At 38.8% G+C, this 24,353-nt stretch carries 15 protein-coding genes; all 15 read right to left on the bottom strand.

Annotation, left to right across the window (positions count from 1 at the left end; all coding sequences use genetic code 11):
• Nucleotides 1–33: 33 nt before the first annotated feature.
• Nucleotides 34–930, bottom strand: coding sequence for a hypothetical protein (locus tag ACT3CD_RS01305; protein ID WP_444642177.1), 897 nt, complete (start codon nt 928–930; stop codon nt 34–36).
• 454 nt (nt 931–1,384) lie between these two features.
• On the bottom strand, nt 1,385–2,527 hold the full coding sequence (locus tag ACT3CD_RS01300; RefSeq protein WP_444642175.1) for an MFS transporter: 1,143 nt from the start codon (nt 2,525–2,527) through the stop codon (nt 1,385–1,387).
• 180 nt (nt 2,528–2,707) lie between these two features.
• The gene (locus ACT3CD_RS01295) at nt 2,708–4,081 is read right to left on the bottom strand and encodes a cellulase family glycosylhydrolase (protein ID WP_444642173.1); all 1,374 of its coding nucleotides are present in this window, start codon (nt 4,079–4,081) and stop codon (nt 2,708–2,710) included.
• 123 nt (nt 4,082–4,204) lie between these two features.
• The gene (locus ACT3CD_RS01290; protein ID WP_444642171.1) at nt 4,205–5,191 is read right to left on the bottom strand and encodes a cellulase family glycosylhydrolase; all 987 of its coding nucleotides are present in this window, start codon (nt 5,189–5,191) and stop codon (nt 4,205–4,207) included.
• Between the two features lie 95 nt (nt 5,192–5,286).
• Entirely contained in the window at nt 5,287–6,969 is a 1,683-nt protein-coding gene (locus tag ACT3CD_RS01285) for a glycosyl hydrolase (protein ID WP_444642169.1), read from the bottom strand.
• A gap of 711 nt (nt 6,970–7,680) precedes the next feature.
• Nucleotides 7,681–9,075 carry a glycan-binding surface protein gene (locus ACT3CD_RS01280; protein ID WP_444642167.1) on the bottom strand — a complete coding sequence of 465 codons (1,395 nt, stop codon included), beginning with the start codon at nt 9,073–9,075 and terminating at the stop codon, nt 7,681–7,683.
• A gap of 60 nt (nt 9,076–9,135) precedes the next feature.
• Nucleotides 9,136–10,269 (bottom strand): glycan-binding surface protein, encoded by a 1,134-nt coding sequence (locus ACT3CD_RS01275; protein ID WP_444642165.1) that lies wholly within the window; start codon nt 10,267–10,269, stop codon nt 9,136–9,138.
• Nucleotides 10,270–10,318: 49 nt separating this feature from the next.
• On the bottom strand, nt 10,319–12,097 hold the full coding sequence (locus ACT3CD_RS01270; RefSeq protein WP_444642163.1) for a RagB/SusD family nutrient uptake outer membrane protein: 1,779 nt from the start codon (nt 12,095–12,097) through the stop codon (nt 10,319–10,321).
• A gap of 20 nt (nt 12,098–12,117) precedes the next feature.
• Nucleotides 12,118–15,324, bottom strand: a complete 3,207-nt coding sequence (locus ACT3CD_RS01265) for a SusC/RagA family TonB-linked outer membrane protein (protein ID WP_444642162.1) — start codon at nt 15,322–15,324, stop codon at nt 12,118–12,120.
• 698 nt (nt 15,325–16,022) lie between these two features.
• Entirely contained in the window at nt 16,023–17,192 is a 1,170-nt protein-coding gene (locus ACT3CD_RS01260) for a chorismate transformation enzyme, FkbO/Hyg5 family (protein WP_444642160.1), read from the bottom strand.
• A 201-nt stretch (nt 17,193–17,393) separates the two neighbouring features.
• The gene (locus tag ACT3CD_RS01255; RefSeq protein WP_444642159.1) at nt 17,394–18,884 is read right to left on the bottom strand and encodes a TolB family protein; all 1,491 of its coding nucleotides are present in this window, start codon (nt 18,882–18,884) and stop codon (nt 17,394–17,396) included.
• A 26-nt stretch (nt 18,885–18,910) separates the two neighbouring features.
• On the bottom strand, nt 18,911–20,692 hold the full coding sequence (locus tag ACT3CD_RS01250; protein WP_444642157.1) for a DUF6057 family protein: 1,782 nt from the start codon (nt 20,690–20,692) through the stop codon (nt 18,911–18,913).
• A gap of 66 nt (nt 20,693–20,758) precedes the next feature.
• Nucleotides 20,759–21,316 carry a DUF4369 domain-containing protein gene (locus ACT3CD_RS01245; protein ID WP_444642155.1) on the bottom strand — a complete coding sequence of 186 codons (558 nt, stop codon included), beginning with the start codon at nt 21,314–21,316 and terminating at the stop codon, nt 20,759–20,761.
• An 85-nt stretch (nt 21,317–21,401) separates the two neighbouring features.
• The gene (locus ACT3CD_RS01240) at nt 21,402–22,595 is read right to left on the bottom strand and encodes a hypothetical protein (protein ID WP_444642153.1); all 1,194 of its coding nucleotides are present in this window, start codon (nt 22,593–22,595) and stop codon (nt 21,402–21,404) included.
• 18 nt (nt 22,596–22,613) lie between these two features.
• Complete coding sequence (locus ACT3CD_RS01235) at nt 22,614–24,347, bottom strand: RagB/SusD family nutrient uptake outer membrane protein (RefSeq protein ID WP_444642151.1); 1,734 nt, start codon at nt 24,345–24,347, stop codon at nt 22,614–22,616.
• Between the last annotated feature and the right edge of the window lie 6 nt (nt 24,348–24,353).

The following is a 24,353-nucleotide window of genomic DNA, read 5'->3' as shown; positions in this document are numbered from 1 at the left end:
AGTTTATGGACAGACTCTAATTATATACAACCATCAAAAAAAATCAGCTCGCACGTGAAAATCCTGATTTTCAAAAAACCATTGACGAGCCGTTAACAATGCCGCACGGTAATCGGGCGTATCAAGACCACCAATTGCACTGACACCAATCGGAAAGCTTTCGATAACCGGCGCCAATAGTTCCAAAATTCGATACCCGCATAAAACAGGCTTTTCATTGTCAGGATCGGCAGTCATACAGGCCAGCTGGTCGCTATTAAGGTGTTCAATACATAAATCCAATAAAGCCTTCTGGCGGGTATAAATAATATCCGGCATTACATATTCTACCAAATTATTATCGAGAGGCAATGAATCAAATGTTTGAGAACAAAAATCAATACTCTGTTGCACGCCCAAACGGGCTAATGCTAAATGGATATACCAACGTTCCTTGGAAGATAAATTTTGCTGTAGCAATTGTCGCTGCAATATTTCTTTGCCCGCTCCAACATATCCTGCCAACATGATCAATCGCTTTCGGTGTGGCAACCGTTTTTTATTAAGCAACTTATTGATAAAAAACTTTGCATCGTCGGTATAATCGCTACGGCTAAATGATTGCAACCACATCATATTCTGCCCTATAATACCACCATCGGCATCATCACACCCTTTTAATAATAAAATAATATAAGATGCTTTTTCACTGGCTGCAACAGACATACCTTTCCGGAAAATGAAAGAGTAAGCCTTTTGGCGAACATAAAATAAGGAATCGTTAAAATAGGGAAGCAATATTTCTGTTAAATGCTCTGTTTCATTCAACAATTTTTTTTCTTTACTAAGATCACTTGTACGGGTCACCCTATATTCGTCAAAATATTCAGTCACCTGTCCAAACGCAACAAATTCAAAAAACAGAAAAAGAAGTAGAAATAGATGTTTCATTCGCACAAAATTTAATTTTTGTTTTAGGCCGAATGAAACTCATCACAAATTAAGAACATTAATTTCAATGACTTAGAGACATCAAAACATATATTCTTTTCATCAGTAAAAGCGGTTCACGTTAAGGCCAAATAAAACGACTCTTTAAAATTACAGCTGTTTTATTTCTTCATAGATATTAAATTGCTGCATGCATTTTAAGTCTGACTATAAAATCCGACCCTATATTATGCGTACTCTCAAGATGTTTATTCACAACAATAAACTAACATTCTCAAAGCTTCAAAATCCTCAAAAATAAAATTTTATTATGCAACACAAGTCTTTTCGGACAAACACCAGTTAAGAATAAATTAACAACTATTTACAAATTTAGACGAAAAAATCAAAACGCCAAATTTTTGTTATTGCAAATAACACATTTTAAACAGTCTAGGCAACATCATAATCGAAATTAGCCTTTGCGCACAGTCGTGAGGACCAATGCCAACAAAACAAAACAGGAGAGAGCGACGAAACTAAAAAACAGGCCATACACTTCGGCAATAAAACCAAGAAAAGCCGGACCGGCAAGCATACCTATATTCGAAGTCGCTGCAATGATTGAAATACCATCGGCCGCACGTACCCCTTCAATATTAGATGCCAAACGATATAATTCCGGCACTATAATCGAAAAGCCCAGACCAATAACAAAGAAACCGAAGAAAGTTGCCAGAGGAACGGTGGTCAACACCAGGCCAAAGCCCAACAAACTCGTTGCCATGGCATAACTTAAAAGCTTCCACGAGCCAAACCGGTAGCTCAAAGCATCGCCGGTAAAACGTCCCAGAGCCATACCCCCTGAAAAAAAGGCATAACCCAAACCCAGATATTGCACTGCCACCATTACCACGTGCTTTAAAAACAATCCGCTCCAATCGGCAATGGCGCCTTCTGAAGCCATCATTAACATGGCAATAGACGCAATAATCACCAATGGTTTAAAAGGGAAAGAACGACTGACACTTTTGATACGTACCGTACTTTTCACATTAATATATTCCTTCCGCAGACCTGCTTGAACGGTTAACAATACCACCAATAAAACGGTAATATGCACCAATGGCATGTTAAACTTCCCGGCCACAAAGCTCCCCAACGAAGCTCCAATGATACCCCCAATACTCCAAAATCCATGCGTCCCGGTCATGATATACTTGCCGGCCTGCTTTTCAATCTCTGCGACCATTGAATTTAAAGCAATGGAAAACACAGCACTGGTCATACCATAATAAAACAACGCAATAATAAGCCAGGTGTAATTCGAAGCCAAAAAGATGCCATACAATGAGGTGCCATACAATATAAAACCCCAAAAAGCCTGGCGACCGACGCCAAGACGATCGATCAATCTGTTACTGGCAGGAATCATTACCAACGATCCCAAAGAAGCCATAAATAAGGCAGCGCCAAGTTTGCCTTCTGATATCTGAAGCTTTTCAACAATAAAGGGGATGTATATAATCCACGTACTAAACACTAATGCAAACGAGGCATACATAAATGCAGGCGCAAAAAACTTCCGCTCCTGAAAAAATAATTTTGCTGATAGCATATCTCAAAAATGTACGCAAAGCTAAACAATAAATAGGCTCCTTCAGTTTTAAATCTTCAAAAGCCTTGTCTTTGTGACGTCCTAATCAAAAATTCAAAAACAATGCATTATCGTAACGACACGAATTGGTCATTTATGTGTGTAAAGAAACACTTTCTAACGAATCGCTTTATTGAAGTTTTAATTGTTACCGGCATTAACAATGGCTTCTGCAATCTCAGGAAAAGCCCATTGATAACTATCCCGGTTGATGATTCCAAAATCACTGAGATTTCCATTATCCCACCAAACAGGACAAATCCCTCTAAGAATACATTCGTTGGCATAATATGCAGCATGCTCAGCACGTTCGCTCAAATTATCGTGATTCAAGCTGCCCCACTCGCCCATTACAACGGCTATTCCGTTATTAATAAATTTATTAACCACACGGTCAAGTTCGGCTTCAAGCGCTATTTTTTCGGCATCGGTACCCCATTGGGTACTAAAACCCGTTACTGCCAAAGCAAATTCATAAGGGAAATAATTATGCACGGAAACGATAAGATTAACAGATGAAGGTAATATTAACCCATCAATGGCCACCTGGCTTGAGGAGGCGGCATAAGGAGAAACCATAATATACCTTTTGTCATTACCGCCCCCGGTAGCTCTAATAGACTCAACAGCCACCTGATGCAATTGGTTGATACAATCGCGCCCTTCGGTAGTTCCCCCTGTCCATTCCTCCTTAGAATCTTTTAATCGGGGCTCATTCAGTGTTTCAAAAATTAAATTATCACTGTAATCTTTAAAACGAACGGCTATCTGAGTCCAGACCTTTCCCAATTGATCTTTTACAACCGCCAAATTATCATATTCCGGGACAATCCACTCTTCATCGTGGTGAATATTCACGATCACAACCATCTCATTCTCCAGACCATAATTCACGACCTCCTCAACCCTGTCGAGCCACACCTTTTCGATGGTATAATCGGGCGCTGGCCCCATATGATACTGCCAGGTCACCGGGATTCTCAAAGTTTTAAATCCTTTGGCATGAACTGCATCAATCAAATCTTTCGTCGTTTTCGGATTTCCCCAAACTGTCTCATCAATTCCTTTTGCATCCAGAGTATTGCCAAGGTTCCATCCAACACCCATATTGGCCACAAATTGCAGGGAAGTAGAATTAATCTCAACCTGCTCTTCAGTGGAAAAAGACAACTGAACATCGTAATCCAGCGGCACACCAAAAGTATTAACAACAGCACCTTGGGGAATCCTGATTGAATAACTGGTATCATAGGCTAATTCAACAGCAAAAATTAACTTCGTAAAAGAAGCCGTCACATCTGCCGGCGCTTGATTAATCATTATCCCGTGATTGGCAGCCAAAGAAATCACCTCATCAAAAACAACTTCAACATTGGTTGAAAGTTTTACTTTGGTTTCATTATTCTCAGGTGTACTTGCTTCAAATTGCGGAGCCGGCCTTGTGCTATTCTCGCTTTTTGAACAGCTTGTACAAAACAACAGCTGCACAGCTAATATTATCAACACTTTACTCATAACCGTAACCGTTTTATTTTTCAAAAATAACAGAACTCATATACCATAATCATTCACTTTGCCAAACTTCGTTCCTTCTGTACAAAAAGATGTTCTCATGGCTCGTTTCATCCCACACTCTCACTAATCATTAAAAACACTGGCTTTACGGGCTGTTTCCTTAATCCCCAAAGGAGAGTTAAAAATCGCCTTCCCCCAATCAGTCAACGTTTTCCAATCGTCATTTGTCACCAGGTCGAGCCACTGATTTACTTCATTATTACCACTCCACGACCACGCTAAAAACCCTATATTCAACTCAGCACAAACCTCTAATATTTGTTCATGATTAACCTTACAGTTCAGATTATTATTACCCTCATTGTAATGATAACCAAACTCACCCACTACAATGGGAAGAGATTGATTTACGGCGTCCTGTAGGGCGTGTCTGATTTTTTCTTCATCGTTCCAGGAACCATACATATGAATGGAGAACAACAAATTGTGCAAAGGATCGTAATCTATAAGTGCTTGACCGTACAACAAAACAGGATCGATATTTTGCCCCCATCCGGGTGCATCAATCACAATAGTAGATCGATAACCCGAATTACGCAAAAGAGAAATACATTCCTTATAAGCGTCTCGCCAATATTCAGCTTTAAGATTATTATCACCCCATTCGTTGGCAATATTAATCAACAGATAGGACTCATATTTTTGAATTACAGACTTCATCTCATCGCTGACAAAATAGGTTGCCATTTGATAAAGTTTTGTAGCTGTTGAATCGCCGGTAGCATCATGCAACTCAACGATTGGTATCATATTTAAATCTATACTCTTTTGAAGAATAGAATCAAGACCACTGGCCGGCAAAGAGCTTTCCCAAACAATACGAACGCAGTTCGCCTTTTGTCGGGCAATTTCGTCAAGAGCCTGGTACGATTTCACAGGATGCCAGGCAAAAGGGACATTAACGCCCCTGATTAGGAACTCACTTCCATTCGCATCCTGCAAAAACCCTTCATTAGTACTAAAAACCACCGAATAAGGCTCTTTGTGACATGAAGCCAAAACTCCTGCGAAAAGAATTATCGCACCAACTATCTTACTTTTAAAACCCACGGGACTAACATTTTACGTACATTTAATACAAAATCAGGCAACCCACACTCATTCCTGATTACTAGCTTTACATTTACCAAACAATAAAAAGGACATTATTTTAGATCCGGCATCTCATCACGGGAAATGACGTATTGCTGACTCATGGCATCACTCCACCAGGCAGCATTAGCATGTTCATGATCAGTTTCAGAAAAATCGGCTTCGTTAACGTCATTGGTCCTATCATAATCGTACCACGGCATAAACCACGACCATCTGGCGCCACTTTGCCATTGCCCTGAGATATCAGCGACAGAACCGCATTCGCTTAAAGTCACAATTTTATTGGGATACGTTGATTGAATCAATTCAAATTGCCCGGAAATCTCTTGTGAATCAAGATTATTATAAACATCTCTACCAATAATATCAACATATTCATCGCCCGGATAAAAATCAGCATCATTGGTTTGCGTCGTCCAGACCCAAATCAGGTTATTAATGCCATTATCTTCAAAATAATTAAACATAAACCGCCACAACGCCTTATAAGTTTCTGCGCCATCGCTTCCCCACCAAAACCAAGCTTTGCCATTATTATAAGCATAAATATTCCCAGCCGCCTCATGCAATGGACGCCATACAACAGGGATATTTCGTTCCTGCAAAAGCTTTAAATATCCGGCAATCTTTTGTAAATCTGCCTTCACAAAATCATTCTCCCAGGTTCCTTCTACCAAGGCATTCGAGGCATCGAAAGAAGTCTCTTCAGGTTTATATGTGTAACTTTGAATATTGTCCACTTCCGTTGACGAAGCGGGAACCAGCCAATGCCATCCCGCACTTACCAACCCATTATTTCGCCACCATTCCTCCACAAAATCAATTTGGGAATAATCAATCCAATTAGCCGGAGAATAAGGCAAGTGAACATAATCAAACGTCGCCATAGCAGGATATTTCCCGGTATGAAAATAAACCCATTCCGCTTCATTAATATTCCAATTCACATTAGCCATGGTAGCAGAAATCAACTTTTTGCCATAATTCTCTTTAAGAAAATTGTAAACATTAACCGCTTGTGATGAAGGGGTTGACACAACTAATTCCGACGAAACTTCGGCAACCGGTTCTGTAAAAAAAGAAAATGCGATATCATCTTGCAGAGTGAGACCTTGCAGATTGACAACAGATCCGGCATCCAACCGAACCTCATACTCTACTCCTGGTTCCAAATTAGTTTCTGCGGTAAGAATATTATCACTGATTGTGGCAGCGACAGCGACTCCATTTAGAGATAGCTTAAAATTAGTGGTCTTTTCAACCGTCTGATCAAATTGAATACGAACCTGAGAAAAAGTATTTACGTGAATTGCTCCATTAATTGGGGTACTACTATAAAAGGCAGGAGCAGAGGGGGCCATCCTTGTTGTAAAAGAAAATTCAATAGTTTGCTGAAGTACTACTCCTGACAAATTTTTGACATTCCCTGCTGGTATCACAACCATATAATTACTGTCGTATTCCAAATTCACTTCCAAAGTTAACGTCCGATCAGTGACAATTACCTCCACCTGTTCGTTATTAACAGTAATACCATGATTGGGCACCAGGGAAATCACTTCGTCAAAAACAACACTAACAGTTTGTGATATATCTACATCATCAGCACCGTCAATAGGCGTTGATGACAAAAAATTAGGAGCTATCGCATTTTCATTATCCGAATTAGCACATGAAGCAATAATACCAAATAACGAAATGAGAATACTATAAACAGGGATTTTTAGAAACATATTATTCCATTAAAAAAGTCATTACTAAAATGTATTTAGCCTATTAATAAAGCTATCTCTATATTGAGTTAAAAAAAACTTAATTATTTCTGAGTATCGTATAAAAAAACGTGAAGCCAAGACACGCCAAATCAATAAAAGCAATTTAACAGGCGTAAACAAGTGATTTTATAACGAGGTTATTAATATTTTCTTAGTATCACGATACTGCAAAATAAATTTAAATGAATATCCATTTAAATCCCTAATTTAGTTTACGTCCTGAACAATTTACTTCAGTCACAGCCAATGCGTGGCATTCAAAAAAACTTAAATGTAAGTGATCAGATAAAGGCAGGATAAATTAATCCGGGCTTTCGGCACAGATAATTTCATTTAAATAATGCCAGCAATAAGCTTCCAGTTATTGCGTTACGAACGCTTTCGAAATGGCTATTTACACCATTAAACTAACATTCTTCAAGCTTCGCAAACCGCCAAAAAAAACCTTTTTAATCCGTCACAATTTGCAAACACTAAAATACTCCACGACGATGTAATGGGCTGAAATGACCTGTCCTTACAGGACAAATATCCAGTTTTGGGACAACGTCAGACAATCATTTAAAACTTAAACACCAATAAATTAAATTACAGAAACTTAACCTTTACATGGTTTAAATTTTTAAAGGGCATTCATTACACAAATGCCCTTTAAAAATTTACAAAACCTTACTCAGGCATAACATCAAAGCCAACATTATCAATTCTAACATGAACATCACCACCATTCCAACCTGCAGTGAGCGCCCATTCATTAACAAGGCTGGCATCATTCAATGCCGCTGTAGTTAAAGCCGTGCCATTACCATTGTCATCCTTAAATTGATTTAATGGGAAATAAACCGTAGTCCATCCATCGGTTCCTGAGGCAGAATACGCATCACCAATATTCCAAACATACCAGTAAGAACCTAAACGAAATTTTAAAACAATACCCGAACTGATATTAATCACATTAATATCCATTTTAACGGCATAACCGTCAGCAGAAACCCCTTCAAGATTAAGTCGTCCGGCCGTATTATCGGCAAAATAAGTAGTCCAATTACCATCCACGGTGGCATTAACTTCGTAAAATTTAGAACCATCAACAGACAACTCTGCATCAGAAATAACGTCACCCAAATCTTTCCAGCCTAAATTTTTACTATCAAAATCGAAAAAGACATACTGCGCCGGATCGATACCTAAAATATTAAAAGCAGGACTTTCGACGGCTCCATTTTCACTGTCAAGTGTTATTGTAACATCGCCTGTAGAAGCAGAAGCTGGAACCAGTACCTCAAGTTTAAAAGCAGTTTGTGACACAAAATCACTAACCTCATTACCCTCACCAAACGACACCGAAGTCACCATATCAAGATTACTCCCTGTAATCGTAATAGTTCCACCCAGGAAGCCATCAGAAACAGAGGCAATTTCGGGCAAAATAGGTGGCACGTATAATGTCAGAGGTGTTCCAAATTCAATCTCATCATTATTAGCCATTGTAAGAACCAGCACACCACCTTTAATATTTTCAGGACAAGTAGCCTGAATTTCCGTATTCGTCTCATTAAGAATCAGGTCGGTAAGAATAACATCACCTATACTTATAGTACTCACCAGATCCAAATCAGCACCTTCAATTACCACATTGGTAGCAACATCTACCACCAGAGGAGAAACTTCAGATATCATAGGTTTGACCAAGGTCACAGACCCGGCTAAAACGTTCGGAATAGTTTGACTGGCAGACACCAGGTATACTTCTCCTGCAGGTGCTTTAGCGGGCAATGCAAAAACCAGACTTGTAGCGGAAGAGGAAGCCTCAAAATCATCGCTTCCCAACAGGTAAGAGCTCCCAATACGCAATTGTTTAACTTGATCAAGCAAGGTCCCAGTTATGGTTATGAGGTCTCCGGGCCGAAGATCCTGACTGGGGGATAAACTCTTAACAGTAGGCACTTCACCAATAATTTCAGGGATATCTTTGTCATCCTCATCACAAGCTGAAAACGCTAATAAAGACAAGAACAGACAAAGCTCCAATCCACTCTTTATATTAAAAATTCCTTTTTTCATTGTCATATAAATTAAATTAACAGGATGTACTCATTCACAACTCCTGTAGGTATTAAAACATCACAACTTTTTCACGATACGCATATTGCAAACGCTAAAATCAGGCTCCACTGCATCAGAAGGTTGAAAAACAATATTAAAGCCATTCCAATCGCCAACCACCAGGGCAGAAAAAATATCAGTGAGTTCAAACGTCATTGTTTTCCATTTATTATATGTGTTAAACGCGACTCCTCCAGCTCCTGGATTCCAGCTATACCCATTAATAATCAGATTACCAATGGCCAATGACTTATTACTCTTCGTCAGCATTTCAAATTTGAAATAGTAATCATCCATATTGTCGCTCATTTCCTGATCAGAGAAATTAAATCCGCCTCCGTATGGAACATTCCACGACCACGCATCAAAAGAACCAGTAATTCTTAACATTGCATCAATGCCTGAAGGTAAAACAGGGTCACCCGTGTTGGACCCATCCGTCTTAAACAAATCCGTATCTCCCCATGTGCCTTCAAAGTTCAGGATCTGAAAACCTTTATCTCTGAAAGAAATTTCACGCGGCACGTCCACTGAAGGACTGCTAACAGAAATAATTGCTGCATCGGGTGTTCCTTCCGGTATTTTAACAATCAGATACTCAGCTGAGGACTCAAGAATGGGCACCTGCGAGTCATTAATTTTAACAACGCCCGACTCCTCCGAAATATCGTAGAGATCGAAATTCTTACCTAAAATTTTGACGGTATCCCCTGCGGTTGCAAATTCATTGTACAAACCAGTAACCTGCAATTGAGGAATACTAACCATAAAATCAGTCTCCGTGGATCCCAACTTCGTCTTTAAAGTTATCTTATTGGTAACCACTTCCGGAAACTCACGTGGCACAGGCAACACGATCCTCGAATTAACTGCATAAATTAATTTCAAATCAGCCTCAACATCATTAAATAAAACCGATTCAACGTTGCTCAGATTTGAACCATAAATAGCTATCATTTCGTCTAAAGAAGCCGTCTCAATAGCGGTTTCACCTGGCATATAAGTAATACTATCGATTACCGGAGCGCCGGTGGAAGTAAGCTGGTCGTCATAACCATCGTTATATGTAACAATATCCTCACAAGAGAAGACCGTCAACAATAAAAATGACGCTCCCCATAAAAATTTGTTCAGAAATTTAAAATTTTTCATATCACATCAATTTGTCCGATTGTTAATAATTCAAATGAACTATCACACACTACCAACCGGGATTATTCTTATTAATAGCTGAATTGTTTAGCACCTCATCGGTGGGTATTGGGTATAGCAAATGCTTTTCTTCCCTAATTTTACGAATGCCTACCTCATCATTTCCACCAATACTATTCATAACCTGCAAATAAATACCCCAACGAATCAAATCCCAACGTCTATCGCCTTCGAGAGCTAATTCCCGGGCTCTTTCTTCAAGTACAGCCGATCTGAAACTAACCAAATCGCCAATACCACTGGCGCCATCCAAACTCTTCAAAGAAGCACTACTTCTTCCTCTTACCAAATTAAGCGCATTTAAAGCTTCAGCTGTTGGTGCACCATTGTATTCGTTGGCAGCTTCAGCATAAGTAAGTAACACATCTGCATATCGCAAAACAGGCCAATTAACGTCAGTTTTACTTTGAGTACGGTCTGATGCATCATAATATTTAGTAAGAAATGCAATGTAGGCAGAGCTATTATCATTTTGATAGTCGCGTCCATCATCAAACAAAGGGTCCTTTTGAAATGGCTCACCTGTAATTGGGTCGGTTCTGACAGTATCTTCACCCGTCACATAATACCCGCGTGCTTTAATAGACCACTCATCGTTATTAGGATAAAAAGAGCCTCCCTGCCATTGTTCGGTATCTTGGTATGAACGTATCCAGCGGTGAATAACGCCATCAGCTACGCGAAGATCATTTTTTTCGAAAAGCTTGTACCAATGGTCACGCAAACCATGCCAGAGTCCAGTAATAACTACACCCGAAGAATTTTCAATACCGGTATAATAAAGCGTCAGGCCCATACCATATTTACTATCTCCTGATTTGGCCTGGATACTCCATATATGTTCCGTCTTGTTTTTATAAGCCTGTGACCACAAATTATCAAAACTAAGCAAGCCGTACTCGCCGTACTCTTTATTCATCACCTGCTCGGCCTTCTCCATGGCTAAACGGAAATATTCCTTAGAATCAAATGTCTCATATCCTGCTACCTGATTCTTTGTAAAAGTGGTACTAACGGGGTTGGTAAAAACCTTTTCACCATCGACCTCAACATAAGGTACTCCTCCTTTAACTATAACATCACCTGACGGCAATGAGGCCGAGGCAATGGTAACATATACTTTAGCCAACAAAGAAGCCGCAGCGCCAGCAGAAGCGCGACCTTCCACATAATTTGAATTCTGATTGGTATACATCCCCTTTTCAGCCTCTTTCAACAATTCAATAATGTATTCATAAACAGTAGCTATGGATTGCCGCGGCTGATTAAAGTCAGTTCCCTGATTGACAGACTCATAATAGATAGGAACATCACCATAAGCTCTAACCAATAAAAAATAGGCCCACGCTTTAAGAAACTTTAGTTCACCCAGATCATTTAATTTTTTACTCTCCGAAACGTTTCCCATTGTGCTAATCACTTCTATTGCATTATTAGCACGATGAATTAAGGTATAAGATTTATTCCACACAGGATCCATCGTTCCTTGAAAATTTCCGGCTCCAATTTCGGAAAGAGACCAGTCAGGACCCGTCGCATAATCACAATCCATATCCAAGACTTTAGGAAACTCATCCCACCTGAACATATCATCAAGAAGATAACTATAGGTTCCAATAACCAGTTGATCAGCACCAGCATCAGAATCTTCCACGCCACTGATAAAGTCAAATGGCTTTTCTTCAAGCATCTCCTCACAGGAAGATAATCCTGTAATGATTCCTATAGAAAAGACTAAGGAAGCAAAGTATATTATTTTTTTGTTCATCACACACAATTTTTTTATGATTAGAAAGTAACTTTAACCCCCAAGGAATAAGTTCTGGCACTTGGATACGAATATATATCCACGCCTCTTCTTGAGGCATCAGTTCCAAAGGCATTTACGTCAGGGTCGAACCAACTATAATTAGTAATGGTTAACAAGTTGGTAATACTTCCATATATATTAATACTCTGAACGCCTTTAACTATTGAAGGAAGGTTGTAACCCAGATTAATATTTTTCAACCGAATGTAGGAACCATCCTCAACATAACGATCGGATAATTTCCATACACGAGAATAACCGCCCGTGGCTTTAGGCCATTGGGCATTCGCGGTATTATCAGCAGTCCATCTATGATTATATGCATCCTCAGTAACATTGCCGATGTTACTCATTTTAATATCCATTAGGTTACCATTAAAAATATCGTTTCCAACAGACCCCTGAATAAAGAAGCTTAAAGTTAAATCCCGATATGAAAAGTTGTTGGTTAACCCAAAGACATAATCAGGATTGGTATCACCAATAATCGTTCTGTCTACATCGGTAATGTACCCATCGTTGTCCAAATCCCGATATTTAATTTCACCAACCATCGCTTTAACAACGGCATCAGCAGCCCCTTCGTACTCTTTTCGAGAGCGCACCTCTGCCTCATTATCGTAAAAACCATCTTCAACAAAACCATAAATAGCACCGATAGGCATTCCATTGCGTTGAATAAATGCCTGATCAGCAGAATACCATAATTCCTGAGCAAACTGGTCGGCATGAAGTCCACCAATCTCATTGCGGTTAAAAGACATATTGGCATCAATACTCCATTTAAAGAGAGGATTGGTAAACACATTAAAATTACCGCTAAGTTCAAGACCTTCGTTCAAAACAGTTCCAAAATTAGTCCACATGCCACTAAATCCGGTGCTATTAGAAATCTTTACATTCTGCAATAAATCAGACGTCTTTTTATAATAATAGTCAACGGTAAAACTGATTTTGTTATCCAAAAAACCAAAATCGATTCCCCCATTATATTGATCGGTTGTTTCCCATACTAAATCGGGATTCAGGGGACCACGCCAGCTTTGTTCAGCAAAACCGCTGCTTAAAGATCCTCCAAGCGGATAATTTGCTGTCGCAAGTACTGGTAGTGTCTGATAACTGCTAATACCCTGGTTTCCCGTTTGACCAAAACTACCTCTCAGTTTCAAATTACTAAAGACATTGAGATTTTTAACAAATGGCTCTTCAGACAAACGCCAGGCTACAGCACCTGAAGCGAAATTGGCAAACTTATTCCCTTCAACAAATTTGCTGGATCCATCACGACGAAAGGAAGCCGTAAATATGTACTTTCCATTAAGTACATAATTAACACGACCCAGCAACGAAACCAACTTGTTTTGTCCACGACCGCTTTGTAAAGCCTGTGGTTCCAGCCCCTGACTCATATCATACTCACCCGTCTCATCCGAAGGAAAATTCTTCGCTGTCATCGATTTACTTCCATAATTTCCTTCTTCATAGGTAAATGCTCCTACCGCATTGATATTATGAATGTTATTAAATATTTTATTAAAAGTCAAAATTGATTCTGCAGTAGTGCCCCGCCACCAATTATCACTCTGCCCTGCAAGTCCATTGGTAGGTTCACGCCCTTCCTGGGTATGACGTCCATAATAAGTACTTCGATTATTATTAGAATAAGAGAGACCTATATTCTGCCTAAATTTAAGGTAATCGGTAAACTTCAATTCGGCGTAACTTGAAGAAAATACATTATTTGAAACCAACTCATCCTTGGTGGTTCTCACGTACATATAAGGATTTGCAGCCAGCCAGCTAAGTTCGTCAGAAACGTTTGCTTCCACACCCGGATCGTAAGTTGGCGGAAAAATTAACGCAGAACGAATAATACTATAATCATAAGCATTACTTTTTGCAAAATTGGTCGTAGAATTAGTATAGTTCAAAGTCATACCAATTTCAATCCAGTCATCCATCTTTTTACCAATATTCATTGATAAAGAGTAACGATCATAACCTGATCCATATATAATACCTTCCTGATCCATATAGTTACCCGAGAAAGAATGCCATCCATTGTCACTACCACCAGAAACACCTACGTTATATTCCTGCGAAAAACCTGTTTGATAAATTTCATCCTGCCAATCGGTACTACTTATAACTGATGAATTACCGTAGCTATCATAGATCGTTCTGGGATTAAGATAATCTTTGGGAATTGGCGTATATTTCCCCGTCTCCGGAATAATATTTCCTTCACCGTCATAGCTATAAGCCCAGGTTCCGGGGTAAGGCAAATTAGTATACGAAGACCCGAGATACTGTGCATCATTAAGTGTTTGTTCATTAATATAGCTAGAATACTGGTAGGCATCAAGCATCTCTACACGCTTGCCAATTTCTGAAACACTAAAATTAGCCGAAACTTCAATCTTATCGTTTCCCGCCGATCCTCTTTTAGTTGTAATAATAATCACACCATTAGCCCCTCTGGAACCATAAATGGCGGTAGCCGAGGCATCTTTCAACACCTCAATAGATTCTATATTATGCGGGTTAATCAGAGCCAGTGGGTTAGCCGATTGGTTATTGTTGCTATTGGCATCACTTGAAGGGGTTCCTGCCGTTCCGAATGGAACACCATCAACAATATACAATGGCTGGGAACTGGTTGAAAAAGAATTCGTTCCCCGAATAAGAACAGAAACTCCTGCTCCAGGTGCGCCGTCGTTTTGACTTACGGTAACTCCGGCCAGTTTGCCTTGCATGGCTTGATTAATGCTACTAACAGGGTTTCCTTTCATCAACTCTTCACTTTTAACCTGTACAACAGCGCCTGACAAATCACTTTTTTTCATGGTTCCATAACCAACCACAACCACTTCATCAAGCCTGAGATCAGAGTTCTGCAAAACAACATTGACAACCGTACGGTCACCAACATCAACATGCTGAACGTCAAAACCGATAAAACTAAAAAGTAAAACACTCTGACCTTCGGTCAAACGAATACTATAATTACCATCTATATCGGTCACTACTCCATTAGTAGTGCCCTCAATAACAATTGAAACACCGGGTAAAGGTTCATTGGAATTATCCGTCACCCTTCCTGTCACTGTTTTTGTTTGTCCAAAAACCAAAAAATGGCTAAAAAACAAAATAAAAACAGATAACAAACGCATTTTTTTGGACATAAGATTAATTTTAAAAATTACAAAACTCAAGTTATGCGTAATCAATACATAGTAAAATAGTTACACTAAAGTAGCATGACTCCATAACATTCAGTAAATAATTTATAAATTTAAACTTAAAGCAACCTTTCTACTAATACTATTTTATCCAAATTTTATACAATTATATTTTTCTGTTAATGTCTATTAACAATAAAAGAACAAATAATTTATATTAACCCAACAACTCATCACAATGTAAAAACCGAAAATAACAAGTACGAAAAATCTGAATAATAACGAGCTAAAGGATACCATTTAGCCAAAAAACCGCATCAAATATTTTTACCTTAAAACAATCCTTTATTAATAACTGATAAAAAAAACAACTTCCCGTATCAAAGAAATTGCTATTTGACACAAATACTATTTTATCAAAATCAGATAAAATGGTAATATTCCTTACGGTAGACATTAAAACTTAAAAAATATCGTGAGTGAAACCGCTATTGTAAAGATTAAAGAAATCTCCGACTTATTAAGAAAGACAATTTTACATCAAAAGCTATACGATAAGCCTAAAAAAACAAGTTTTTACAACCATTTTTGGCCTCAGATATAGACAACTATAAACAAGCAAATTAGATGCAATATCACAATAAAAGAGACTGTTACCAAAAACGTAAAGTATTCTCCTGAAACCAAAGAAACCAGTCAAACTAATTGGAACATGATATCGACATCACACCTTCAATTTCGACCAACAAATTATCCCTACAAACATCAGCTTGCACGCAAAACATTGCAACCTTTTCGCCAAAATAATCTAAACATATTTTGCGAACAAGGATGAAATCTTCTTGATTCTTAATATAAACACGAACAAGACACCAATGAGCCTCAGAGATAGTCTGACCATTTAAACTCCTATTTAAATTTTCAACGGCTGTTAACTGCTCTAATAAAGAAATAGTTGTGCGGGTTTGATGTACAACATCATCAACGCCAACAGTAAGCTCTCCTTTTATAGAGGCTGTACCCGAAACGTAAACAAAAGACTGACTTCCTGACAACACAAGCCTGGCGCGTTCAAATTGAGGCGGTTGCTTCTTGTCCATACCCTGGGCCGACCCTGACCCTAAAACTAATTGACCATATTGATATGGATTTACTTGTGCAGGATTAAAAACCGGATAAGAATCCACATCATCCGATAAAGCACAAAATTCAATGCAGACTGGGCCAAAAGAAGTTCCAATACCTGTCGCAGCAGGGAATCCATCCTTCGTTCGGTAAATAGAATAATAATAGCTTCTAACTTCATTAAACAGCTGGTAATTCTGCGACAACTGCTTCTGAAAATCATGGCATTGTAAAATGCCGGGGATATAATTCCATTGGCGGACAACATGATTAAAAGTAAAACCAAATTCCTTCAGGATGTCTCTCATATTTTCAAAAGCGACATTTGCTGAATCAAAAACGCCACAATCAGCGCCCCAATCGCTATGTACAGCCGCCCAAACCTCTCTGACTCCATCAGGAAAAACGAGCTCAACAACCCTCTTCTCATTAATGATCAAACGATTAACAGTTACCACACAACTAATCCATGCGGCTTCGACTCTGATTTTACACGCCCCGAGTGGTGATTGCGCAATAACCGAAAAGACAGGACTACCCTCTCCCCATCTATCATAGACCGATTTAGCCACCAAACCGTAGTAGTTTACATATTCTGATCTGGAATTTACGGACACAAAAAACACTAATCTATACAATTGAGAATTTGCATCAGCGCACTGATCTATAGAGTTCAGACATTGACCTAATTGCGCCTCAAAAGTTCCATCTTTTTCCGGTTCAACTATTGAATAAATTCTATTCATTTTACAAGACTACCCTTTTTTAGTTTGCTGTATAATATCAGCAAAAAACTCAGTTGCTTGATAAGAAATATTTAAATTAAAGGCTTGCGAAGTCTAAAAAAGGTAAAATCACTTTGGTTAATGATCTCTTTAAGGACAATCATAACAAAGAATCTGGCCTTTCTTGCAAGCACTATTTAATAAATGCCAATTTTTTAGGGTTCAATTTTTATCCTCAACCATCTGTTTTCCATCCGTAAATCGAACGTCCTGACCAGGGCTATTAATGACATTTTCCAGTTCGCGAACATCAATATTAACTTCCCCTCTAACAAATTCGGGTATGTTAAAAGAATAAAATGAGTTATCGTAATAATTAGGATCTTTTTGAGGTAGGAGGAAAGGTTTTCCCAGTTTGCCATCTTTGCCGAAATAAGCGATATGCGGCATCGTGTAGAGTCCATTAACTCTACGACTACTAAAAACAAACCACCTACCATTGGAAGACCAACCGTGATAGCTCTCCACATCGCCACTGTTCACTTCAGCTAAAGGAAAATAGTCCCCCGAGCTCAAATTAAGCAGATATAAATCAGCTTCTTTATGCCAGATAGGGAAATTACCATAATCAAACTGAGTAACCATTATATACTTCCCATCAGGAGACATTCTTGGGAAGGCAATACTCTTATTTGTCATTGTCGCATTAATTAAAGTATCAACATCAGAACCGAATGTTCCGTCTTCAGGATAAAAAGCAATACGACATAAACTATACTTAATCTCTTTGAGTTCCTGAGGCACCAACTTTGCCGAAGCAGATGCAAAGTAAAGACTTCTTCCATCTGCCGAAAACATAGGCCACGTTTCAAAGCTACCGTCTGAAAATAACAAATCACTGGTTATAATATTGTTATTTTCCAAATCGTATACTACAACATCAGAAGCCGCATCAAATACTTCAACCCGATTCGCATCAGCAGTATGAAAAGTTTGAGAGGTTTTATTAACCGAATAGGCAATATACTTCTTAGAAGGATGCCAATAAGAATATTGAAATTTCCCCATTGTAAATTCCGTTTTGGTATTGAGCTTCACAATTCCGCTATCGGTTTTAATGATAGTACCTCCAACTTTACCACGTACATGAAACATTATCTCAGAGCCGTCGTTATTATTAAAAGTATGACAGTTCATGCAAGACCCCGTGAAGAGCGTGTTTTCAACTAACGATTTCTCATCAAAATTTGACAACTCTCTCTGGAAAATCCCCATGTGACTATAAACCTCGTAACCTGGTGCAATTCGGCGATATACTAAACTGCCGTCTATAGGGTCGTCACTAATGTAAACAGAAAAAGGAGCAAATCGAATCCACTCTCCGGCCTGATGGCCCAATACAGAAATCAGGATGCTATCTCCGCTGTTAGCCAACAATAATTTATTCCACTTTTTAGCGGGAATTGCAATTGCATTATCACCCTCTACAACAAAAGAATCGCCCTTAGATCCGGAAAAGGTGACCGAAATTTTAGTAAAATCACCTTCAATCCGAAAATTAAGCGGCGCTATGGAAACAGGCACAGTCACACCAACATAATCAGGAAAAATATCAGGCAAAACAGGACGTTCAACAATATTAACAGAGTCACTGCAGGAAGTACACAACACTATTACGCCCAAAAATAATTTAACAATAGCTTTTAAACCCATAATTTCACTTGTTAAAAACCCAACGATTAAAAATGCAAATAACACCAAAAAGTATCTCCAAAGTCCGACTTTAAAATATGCTTCGCATTATCCGAACTATTATAAATTTGTGCATACTGCACAAAGCGTCTTTTAACTACATCATCAATTGGGATATTAATTAAGTCTGCCTCATTAGTAACCAATTCATTATACATAAAAATGGCCTCCTGATAATTTTTCGGTATACGGTGCTGAAAAAGATGCAGTCCCAAAGGGAAATATTCCACAAAATGCGGCAAATCCTTATTCAACAAACAGTAAGCCAACAGATAATCAAAGGCCAATTTATTGCTTGGGTTATGAGTAAAGAGCAAGCCCAGCATCATATCTTTCTCCCTTTCGCTAAAAAAGAAATCTTTGGTTGGTTTAAACCGTCTTAATGAACCCCATTCCTCTTGTGAATTAATAAAATCCTCATCGCCAATGCGATCTAAGACCAAGCGCGCCCATTTTTTATAATAGGTTGTACGGCTAAGCAATCGAAGATATTTACGGCTAAGGTCATAGTTCCCGTTGATTAAATTTGTTTCTGCCAACCGCTTCACCGACCGAACACTTTTTTGATAATCAGGCAAAGCCTCCATGGCCTCAAAAGCATATCTTTGTGAGGTATTAATCATCCCCAAATGGTAATAAATATCACCTGTAACAGAAGAAGACAGATAATCTCTTTTAAAATCCGGAATTAACCCTTGGGTCCCATTCTGATAATACGAAAACAATTTATCGCCGATCAGCCCCGTTTTGGCTAAGGCCAGGTTTAGGCATGCAACAGTCAAAGGTGACGAAGGCGCTTTCTGTTCAGCCATATCAACAACCTGCGACCACCGACGCATACGTATATTAAAATCATAAGCCATTATTTCTTCTTTGTCCATATCTGCTGAAAAATGAATCAGTATAGCGCTACCCACAATGAGCAGAAACCAATGAGAAAAAAGAATCAGCTTCACATTACATCCCGATTTACCTATAATAGACCGACTAAAAAAAGGAATAAAAACCACCGCCAATGCGACTATGCCAACTATAACAGGCAATATTGCAGGATACCTAAAAAAACGCACGCCAACGAGTAGGAAAGGAGTAGGATACATTAACCCCAAAGGCCCTTTAGCCAAAATAGCGACCATATAAATCAGCCCAAAAGCTATTAAAGCATAACTGAGAAAAAAAAGAAACTTAGACTCTTTATGAGACCATTCATATAATAGAATAAAAATGACGTAAAAGAGGATAATTCCTCCTACCATCCAATAAAAAACCGGTAAAAGAACAAAAGCTAATATTACTTTTCCCCAGCGCGTAGAAACTCTGGCATAAAGTAACATCAACCAGGAAATTAACACCAACGCCACTAAACCACCCAATAAATAATCTTCATTACATAACAAAGCCCAATATAGAATTGCAGGTATAAATGAAAGCGGTAAAAAAAAGGACTGATACGCTCCAGCATGAAAACGCAATATAAGACGTAAAACTAAAACTTGCAGAGAAACAAGCAAAGACGCGATCACAAAAGCCCCTATCCATGAGTAAAAATAAAACTGCACTAAAAAATTACCCAAAAGATCACTTAAGCCCCCCGGTCTTTTGATAAACGAAAAAAGATAATCGTCGGTATAAATAAATAGCTGAAATTGCTCTTGAAAATGAAGATGATACGGATAAAAAAATGCATAGAAAACCAACACAAAAATGCCAAATAAACCAGACCCCAATACAGATTCTGCTATCCTTCCCCGTAGAAATTTCTTAATCATATGTTACTAGTTACATTCTAAAAAACAAATCGAAGACCTAAATTAGAGTACAATATAGGCAACGGATTACTGAGATAGTTCAGACAGTTGCTCTTCACTAAACAAATTGCCCATCATAGAAACGACAAAACGACCAAAAGGGTTTCCTTTGTTATTTAAAGCCATCTGATAATGAAATTCGATAATTTCTCCCTTAACATTAGAATCGACAGTAGCATCATCGCCCATCTTCATTAATTTTTCCCGATATATATCCTTGCCATCTTTCCACTTTTGAATAGAATCATTTAATGGCGTTCCACTAACAAAACTACTTTCACTTAAATTAATTGTAATATCTCCAGGTTGGGTAATAAATAACATATCTTCCAATTCGAAACGAGAATTAGGATTACGAGCCCTCACAACCATCATATAAACCGAGTCGGCCAGGCCATGATACACAAAAGATCTGTCAACAACAAGCACAGAGTCAAGCATTGAAAGATCATTATTATTGAAAGGAAATAAATAAATATACTCCCCACTAAAAGAAACATTCGGAACTGTTCCTTGAACAGTATAACTTATGTAATTATCAGAACATCCGAAAAAACAGAATAAAAAAAATATAAACCACTTCATATTACCATAAAATAAACACAATCATTACACTGTAAAAAATAGCCCGGAGAAGATACTCCGGGCTAAACTAATTAAAATGATTTACTTATTCTACTGGATTGGCATTTTCAAATTTATACAACCAGGTTTGTCCTGTTCCATCGCTATCACCTCCTAATATCAAAGTATTTGCTGATGCTTTAACCAAAGAGACTTCAACAAAAGCCTTATTGCCATCATTAACATCAACTCCATTCAATATAGTAATACCGTCCAACTTAATTGTACCTACAGAATAACCTTCTGTTTTGGTCCCGAGATCAACGACAACACCACCTTTGTATTCTCCTGGGGCATCGATAGTTTCATCGCCACCTGTAACAACTTTAGTCAGAGACAAATCTGAGAATTCAAAGGTCATTTCACCGTCCTGACGCGCAACCATGTCAGCATACTCATTTTGCCACCATCCGCTACCAGGATCGGTAAATCCGCGGAGAGGACCGTTGGCCCAAACTTTACCTTTGCGCGCCCATTGCCATGTCTTAGAGGTATCGGGATTGGCCACAAAGTCACCAAATAAATCAAACAAAACTTGCGGCACATAGGTCAATTTCTCAACCTCAAAATCCTGAACAAAAGCATTTTCAATAACAGTTCCATCCGACTTTGTCAAATTAAGACTCAGCGTAAAAGTACCAGTACTGGTGACAAAAATATCGCATTTATTTTTGTCGGCCACGGCAGTCCCGAACGTCCAGTTACACAAATAAGGTGCCCCACAGTCAATAGTCAGTTTATTACCTAAAACATCACCATCTTTCTCCTGAGTAATGCTAATTTCATAATCAACGTCAATTGTATAATCAGCCTTTCCCCAAAAATAAGGAGCCGATGTTTTATCAACGGAACCATCATCGGCATACTCGATTCCCAGCCGTGCCTTAACATTAGCTGGTAAATTGACCATTGTGTCCACATATATCGGGAATAGTTGTTCCAAGAAAGAGCCATCGCCGTTCAGACCCACAAACTTAACCTCCTGATCACCAGCCGTATTACACGAAATTGTGCAATAAGAATTTTGTATCTGTTCTCTGTCAGTGATCCATCGACTCAATAGCGGGGAATTATTCTCTACAATAAAGCTATTTGTTGTAAGACCGTTTTCAACAATTGGATCAACCGAAAGATCTAAATCTGTAACAGCCACGTTACCTTCTAATTGATCCCGATCTTCGATGGGATCACAAGCAACAATGAGAAAAGCAGCTATATATGCCAAATATATTTTTTTCATAATTTCCTATTTTATAGATTAATTAACACCCTGCCATCCCTGGTATGCGCCATCACCATTAATATACCCAGGATTCTGTTCCAGAACGCCATTCGATAAATTGATTTCTGATTCAGGAATTGCAAAGAAACCATTGGTCGCCTCGTATCTGGCACGATAGCCACCACCAAAAGCTTTCATTGTTGTAGCAGTGGTGGCACGATAGATCGGCTGTCCTTCCTGTTTTTCCAATAAATCAGGTGCATCACCCCAACGACGAATGTCAGCCCAACGACGACCTTCAAATGCCAATTCAAAACGACGCTCATTCTTTAAATTTTCCAAGGTATAAGGCTTACCAGATAAACCGGCACGCTGCCGCACCTCATTCATTCCGTTATTGGTTTCAGTTAACTCTGAATGCATCAACAAAACATCAGCAAAACGAATTAACATCAAATCATTAACCCCATCCAACTGAAAATTATCAGTTGATCCGAATTCAAGAACAGAATATGACGATACATAAACATCATTGCCATCGGCATCAGTACCATCTTTGGCCGTGGCATGAATACATTTCATCTGCCAGTAATCGGTCTCTTCCATAAAATCATTCCAACCACCGAAAGAATAATCGGGCAGAGTGTTAACATCAATCACCGAAGCGTCACGACGAATATCATTATCTTCATAGGCTTTCCAGTCCTCAATGAGCTGAGGATTAACAGGCCCTGCTCCCCAGCCTTGTCCAAATGGGAAAGTGTTTGCATAAGGCTGTCCACCTCGCATCCCAAAGTGAAGCATATATTGATTTGAATATCCAATAGTTGTATTCCAATCTGCGAAATTAGAAAACTTAATAGCGAAAACAGATTCTTTGTTTCCATCACCGGCCCATGCCAGCGGTTCACCATCAACCCCAACAGCGCTGCTCATTGCAGGCCAATCCTTCAATGTATATTGATTTGTATAAGACCACAAATCTCTGAAATCGCCCACCAAGCCATGCCCACTATTATCAATACAATCCTCCAGCCAGGCAACTACTTCAGATTTAGAGACAGCAGAACCATCCACCAAAGGCAAGGTCTCTTTTTCATAAAACCCGGTATAAAACAAAAACACCCGAGCCATCAAAGCCTCGGCAGCCCATTTCGTAACATGCCCTGCTTCCGTATTATCATAGGGTTCCGATTTCAACAGACCAATAGATTCCTTCAGGTCGGAAGCAATTTGAGCATAAACTAAATTAACATCTGTCCTTGGAATATTAGACGTTAAGGTCGTCGTGAAAAGAGGTACATCACCATACATTTCTGCCAATTCATGATAAAAGAATGCACGAAGGAATAAAGCTTCCCCTTTCAAAACATCGATATCATCCCCTTCAAGGCCAATATCTTCAACGGAATTGATCACACTATTGGTTCTAAATATGCCATAATATCTGGCTTTCCAGAAAGGTTGTGAAGCATCGGTACTATAATTCATAATTTTATCCCATGCCTGCATAAGCTTATCATTCTCACCTCCGCCACCAAACCGATCATCAGAAGCCAGTTCCGCAGCATAAAAATAAGTATTTTGAGGGTCGGCGACTGCCGTATTCAAAGTATTGTAAGCACCAACCAGGGCCATTTCCACATCCTCAGCATCTTGAGGAAAATTAGTTGTGTCCTTTCGAGTATAGCTTTCAGTATCCAGAAAATCATCGCAACCTGAAAATAAAACTAAAGCACTTCCAAGAACAAAATATAATAGTTTCTTCATAATGAT

Origin of the sequence: Geofilum sp. OHC36d9 (genome assembly GCF_052400685.1) — a bacterium.
GTDB lineage: Bacteria > Bacteroidota > Bacteroidia > Bacteroidales > Marinilabiliaceae > CAZHHH01.
Note: the sequence above shows the minus strand (reverse complement) of the source record. Positions and strands in the feature narration are given on the sequence as shown.